Source organism: Metabacillus niabensis (genome assembly GCF_902829255.1).
Lineage (GTDB): Bacteria > Bacillota > Bacilli > Bacillales > Bacillaceae > Metabacillus > Metabacillus niabensis.
The window spans coordinates 1-4,676 of record NZ_CADEPK010000266.1 but is presented as its reverse complement, the minus strand read 5'-3'; the positions used below and the strand labels follow the sequence as shown (position 1 = coordinate 4,676).

Below are 4,676 nucleotides of genomic sequence, written 5' to 3'. Positions count from 1 at the left end.
AGCTTAAGAAACGGCTTATATGATGGATCAGCGAGTTTTACAAATGAATATGTAGATAATTTTTGTAAAGTTTGTTCAACTACATCTATATTACAATATAACACGACATACTTTAATCGCTTAGATACATAGTGTACATTCCCAAATTTCCTTAACATTTTTACATGTTTTAAAGAATGAAGCCAAACAACGATTCCTTGCCGCTTTTCAAACATAATTTATTCTCCTTAAATATATCTCTTTTATTTTCATTTATTTATATTCGATAAAAAATCCATACATTGTTAGTCTAGCAAATCTTCATTGTTCTCACAATATATCTTCTTTTCACTTATCTAAAAAAAAACGAGTCAAATGACTCGTTTTTAAGAAACTTTACAACCACAACTTCCTCCTGATCCACAGCCACCACCACAACTGGATCCTGTATCAAAGAACGGATTACCTGTAGGAACCTTAACATGCTCAGATACTGCTTGACCAACTTGAACACTAATTTCATCAAGTAATGACTGTAGTTCATTTTCGGCCTTTTTAAAATTGGCAATACTCTCATTCAAGTCAAGTTCTCTTTTTATCTCTCGCATATCTTTAGATATTTTCCTGTAATCAGGATGATATTTTCCAAAACGCTGCACATCTTCATATAATTCTTTTGTTTTAGAAAATTGACTGATAATCCTTTGCGCATTTTTATCATTCTTTAATATATGATAACGAAGTCGGTATTCTTCAGCAGGCTCTGACTGAAGAACTAAATTAGCTAAATTTTCCGCTTCATCAAGTAACATTATACTTTCTATAGTAGCAAACATAGAGTATTTGCACCTCCGACAATATTTTACCACGATTATCCTCATTTGAAAAATGTGATAAACTATTTAATCGATTCAATCCAAGTTTTCGATAAATTATAGCTTGAAGAATCATTATGAAATACTTCCACCTTTATGCTATGTTCTCCTTTGGGGAAATTTTTCAAAATAAACGCCGCAGTGTAGATTTCATCAATTAACTTTCCATCTACAAAAATTCCAAGATGCCCTTCACCATTCTTTTTACTTCCTCCCTTTTCTTTATATACAAAATTCGGTATGTAGCATTCTACATATATATCCTTGTTTTTAATATGATGATTTATTTTAATTGCTTTCCTTTCTTGTTGACTCATAACCTCTAATACGTTTGAATCCTTTTCTGAGTATGATACAGGAATTATTTCTAATTCCGCTAAGGCTCTTGGCCTGTCCTTTGAGCAGCCGGTGGCAAGTAATCCTATTATCAATAAAATTATGATGGTACGTCCCATAACATTCCCTCCTTTATTGATATTGTTTGCAAACAAATAGAAAAACATAATATACAAAAAAAGAAAACGACTTAAACTTTTTTAAGTCGTCTTCAATCTGATTGTCGCATTGCTTGAAACATCCCGATCATCATTTGCGCCATTTGCAAGGAATTCGAAAAATGCGCAACTCTATGTGGAATCGTTTTTTGATAATAATTCATCATTGCAATTTCAAACGATTCAAGATCATTTGGATTTCTTGCAAGTTTTCGATACCAATATGGTTGCTCTCGAAGAAATTGCTGGCGCTCTTTATCTAACTGGATATATTCTTGAATTTCCTTTCTCATATAAGGCCCCTTCCAATCTTATATATTCCATTAATCTTTTCGGAAGGAAAAAGGATGCTGATTCCCACCAGAAGAAGGTTTGTTCCCGCCTTTTGTCAGACCAAATTGGTCAAATAATTGTTGTATCGTTGTTATTGTATTACTCATATTTGAAATATGGTGGTTCACTTGATTCATATCCATTTTTTTTACTGCAGTTAGCATTTGTGACATAAAATCTACTTTATCTTCCTCTTTATTTCCAGCTTCCTCTGCTTTTTCCTCTTTATATTGATTCCAGATAATATCATTTTCCCCTAACAAATACCAATCCTCAAACACTTCCTGCCATTCCTTTTGTCCTTTTCTTACCTCTTGAACAAGCTTCGGGTGTCTCTTTACAAATTCCTTAAATTGTTGAATTGAAGTATGTGATTTCTTCGTTGACATTTTCCTCACCTCATTGATACATTTGCCTACTTTATCATATCAATTTGATGTTTATTCTGTTCGCCCATTTATCAAGACAAAAAAGAAGCCGTAACGTTAGTCATCACGACATTTTGATCTTGATGCATTGCATTTAGCTTTTAATAACTTCATTTCACAATCGATAAAACAACAAAAAGGCTGGTATTTAACCAACCTTAATGTAAATTAACTTGTTCCCATGTCTTTATAAAGTTTTGTGTATAATACAATTCATCTACACCTACACCTAAATGTGTAAATTCTTCATTTAACATAGTATCACGATGTCCCTTACTATTAAGCCAGCCTTCAGATGCTGCTATACCATCTACGTAATGAGCTGCAATATTCTCACCAGCCATCTCGTATTTAATATTTTGCTCACCAAGTCGATCAACTAGTGTCTCACCACTTGGTGTTTCGTGAGAAAAATAATTATTTTTTTTCATATCCTCACTATGCAAAAATGCAACCTTTGACGTCTCTTCGTCCCACTTAACTGCAGGAACATGATGTCTTACCCGCATTATATTTGTAATAGAAAGAATTTGCTTTTCAGAGCCTTCCTCGATTTTCTCCCATTTTTCCTCACTTACATCTTGAGGTTCTATCAATTCACCTCGGTAAGTAACCTCGTAGGACCGTTGCTTAATAAAGGTTTCAGCATCCATCGCTCTTATACTTGACAAAATCCCATCAAATTTGTCTATATATAGTTGTACATACACTTCACCAATTTTAACTGTTGGACGTGTATTCATATCTTCCTCAGATAACTCAAATCGATATGTGTTCCCATTATGTTCTAAAGATAGTGTTGGAGTAATTTGAACCGTCTTGAAAACTTCTTGTACTGATTGTCCTATTTTTAAAGGCTCTACATTTACCTCTTCACCTATCCCATAAACTGTGACTACCTTTTGATTCAAAATCCCTATTTGAATATATTGTTTTTCAGATTGTTGATATATCCACCAATCATAGTCATATGCTGAAGGATCTATTCGATCTGGTTCACCAAGTTGGGCCGTTATTTCCTCTGATGATTTATTCATTAAGGACAAAATTCCATCTTCAGGTAATTTTTGTGAAGCATCTCTTCCCTCTTTTTTATTGTCTTCATTTGGTAATTCTTCATTTGAGATTTGAACATCTTCATTTTCATGTTGTTCTGAAGGCGTGTATTGTCCAAAATATATAAACAATACATAACTAACAAAAATGATTAAAAAAATGACAACAGTTCGAAAGATGATTCGCATGTTACTCCCCTCCTTCAGCCTGAATGTTTCTATTATTATATGAAAACGAACCATAGTTATTCTAGTTTATTCTGAGTTTTAGTAGTATTACTATTATCCCCAAAAATTATCTACTTAAACATTATCGCTTAATAAAATTAAATATAACTCAATATTATTATATCATTTAGTTTGGATGAAGTCCTCCTTTGTCAAGGGTAAATCTTTAAAATTTAAAATAAACATGAATTAAAACCTTGGTAGGCTTGTTCTACTATATACTACTATTGTTTCTTTCATTATTTACCTCTGACATTTGAATATAGTCTCGAAATATATAGAGCCTATGGTTTAATACCACCAAGAGAATTTTATCCATATTTTTCTCTCAGTAAAAAATATGAGAACAAATAAAAAATTGCATAGCATTGCAAGTTAGGAATTTTCATACTATTATTTATTTTGGGGAGTCTATCATTTATAAAATTTGCTTTCAGCTGTCCTGTTAAATAAATGTCTATTCCACATTGTTTATTCACTTTATTTTATGAAATGATTTAAGTTATAATATAATGAGTGAAAAGGCTTTAGGAGGGAAATACCTATGAGAATCGAAGATACTGGTTTAGAAGGTTTAACAATCGAATTATCACGGCTTGATTTAATAATGGAAGACATCGGACTCGTTAGAGCAGATCAATGGGACTATGAACGAGTAACATATGACAGAAAAATTGAAGTAAAAGGCGATGTTTTTTATTTACGTGTTCAAGGATATGCTGTTGAGGGAGATGTTGGAGGAAGATACGCTGTAATAAAGTTATTAACTCCATTACTAGGTAAGCATTACTATCCTCACGGTGTTGAATACGGAGAAGGTGAACATTTTCCTACCGGAGTAATTAATACAAGTAAAAAATTATTGAATCAATTATCAGAGGCATTGAAAAACGTAAGTATTTAAACAAGAGTAAAATTGTAAGCGATTAGATCTGGTAGAAACGTATTAGAAAAAGGCTGCTTCTAAGATTTAAAGATGTTGCAAGTCATTATACCGCTTTCCACCATTTTCTAAACAATAAAAAAGCAAAGATTCCCTTTGCTTTTTTATTATTCTCGTAACAGTTGCTTAATTTGGTCAATACGTTCCACAAAATTATTGCAAATCCTTTTTCTGAATTTCCCAAACTAAGATTTCACCATCTTTTTTTGAACAGATCATTCCTAATCTGTTATATAAGCGAATTGCTTGATTTTGTGCGATTGAACATTCCATAATCACTTTTTTAACCGACTTATGGTAAGTTAACCAATCAATAAATGCATCTACAGCTTCATATGCAA

8 protein-coding genes are annotated in these 4,676 nt (G+C 32.3%); 1 reads left to right on the top strand and 7 read right to left on the bottom strand.

From position 1 onward, the window contains the following. From HU235_RS16010 to HU235_RS15985, 6 genes are all read right to left on the bottom strand, one after another. The coding region (locus HU235_RS16010) for a DUF2129 domain-containing protein (RefSeq protein ID WP_174880849.1) at positions 1 to 215 on the bottom strand (215 nt) is incomplete at its 3' end. A 150-nt stretch (positions 216 to 365) separates the two neighbouring features. Further along, positions 366 to 815: a regulatory iron-sulfur-containing complex subunit RicF gene (locus HU235_RS16005; RefSeq protein ID WP_095298910.1), complete on the bottom strand. Its 450-nt coding sequence runs from the start codon at positions 813 to 815 to the stop codon at positions 366 to 368. 62 nt (positions 816 to 877) lie between these two features. After that, positions 878 to 1,309, bottom strand: coding sequence for a hypothetical protein (locus HU235_RS16000; protein ID WP_174880848.1), 432 nt, complete (start codon positions 1,307 to 1,309; stop codon positions 878 to 880). A gap of 92 nt (positions 1,310 to 1,401) precedes the next feature. Continuing rightward, positions 1,402 to 1,641: a YlbE-like family protein gene (locus HU235_RS15995; RefSeq protein ID WP_174880847.1), complete on the bottom strand. Its 240-nt coding sequence runs from the start codon at positions 1,639 to 1,641 to the stop codon at positions 1,402 to 1,404. Between the two features lie 30 nt (positions 1,642 to 1,671). Beyond that, complete coding sequence (ylbD, locus tag HU235_RS15990; protein WP_174880846.1) at positions 1,672 to 2,070, bottom strand: YlbD family protein; 399 nt, start codon at positions 2,068 to 2,070, stop codon at positions 1,672 to 1,674. Between the two features lie 197 nt (positions 2,071 to 2,267). Next, the gene (locus tag HU235_RS15985) at positions 2,268 to 3,353 is read right to left on the bottom strand and encodes a CAP domain-containing protein (RefSeq protein WP_145582232.1); all 1,086 of its coding nucleotides are present in this window, start codon (positions 3,351 to 3,353) and stop codon (positions 2,268 to 2,270) included. Between the two features lie 583 nt (positions 3,354 to 3,936). Here HU235_RS15985 and HU235_RS15980 point away from each other — a divergent pair. Next, positions 3,937 to 4,296 carry a YugN family protein gene (locus HU235_RS15980; protein ID WP_095298920.1) on the top strand — a complete coding sequence of 120 codons (360 nt, stop codon included), beginning with the start codon at positions 3,937 to 3,939 and terminating at the stop codon, positions 4,294 to 4,296. Between the two features lie 192 nt (positions 4,297 to 4,488). Here HU235_RS15980 and HU235_RS15975 read toward each other — a convergent pair. After that, on the bottom strand, positions 4,489 to 4,676 hold a 188-nt coding region (locus tag HU235_RS15975), incomplete at its 5' end, for a GNAT family N-acetyltransferase (protein WP_174880845.1).

Bases quoted from the DNA above. Each gene is read 5' to 3' on its own strand.
- HU235_RS16005 (WP_095298910.1), bottom strand. From the start codon at position 815: ATGTTTGCTACTATAGAAAGTATAATGTTACTTGATGAAGCGGAAAAT.
- HU235_RS16000 (WP_174880848.1), bottom strand. From the start codon at position 1,309: ATGGGACGTACCATCATAATTTTATTGATAATAGGATTACTTGCCACC.
- ylbD (WP_174880846.1), bottom strand. From the start codon at position 2,070: ATGTCAACGAAGAAATCACATACTTCAATTCAACAATTTAAGGAATTT.
- HU235_RS15995 (WP_174880847.1), bottom strand. From the start codon at position 1,641: ATGAGAAAGGAAATTCAAGAATATATCCAGTTAGATAAAGAGCGCCAG.
- HU235_RS15980 (WP_095298920.1), top strand. From the start codon at position 3,937: ATGAGAATCGAAGATACTGGTTTAGAAGGTTTAACAATCGAATTATCA.
- HU235_RS15985 (WP_145582232.1), bottom strand. From the start codon at position 3,353: ATGCGAATCATCTTTCGAACTGTTGTCATTTTTTTAATCATTTTTGTT.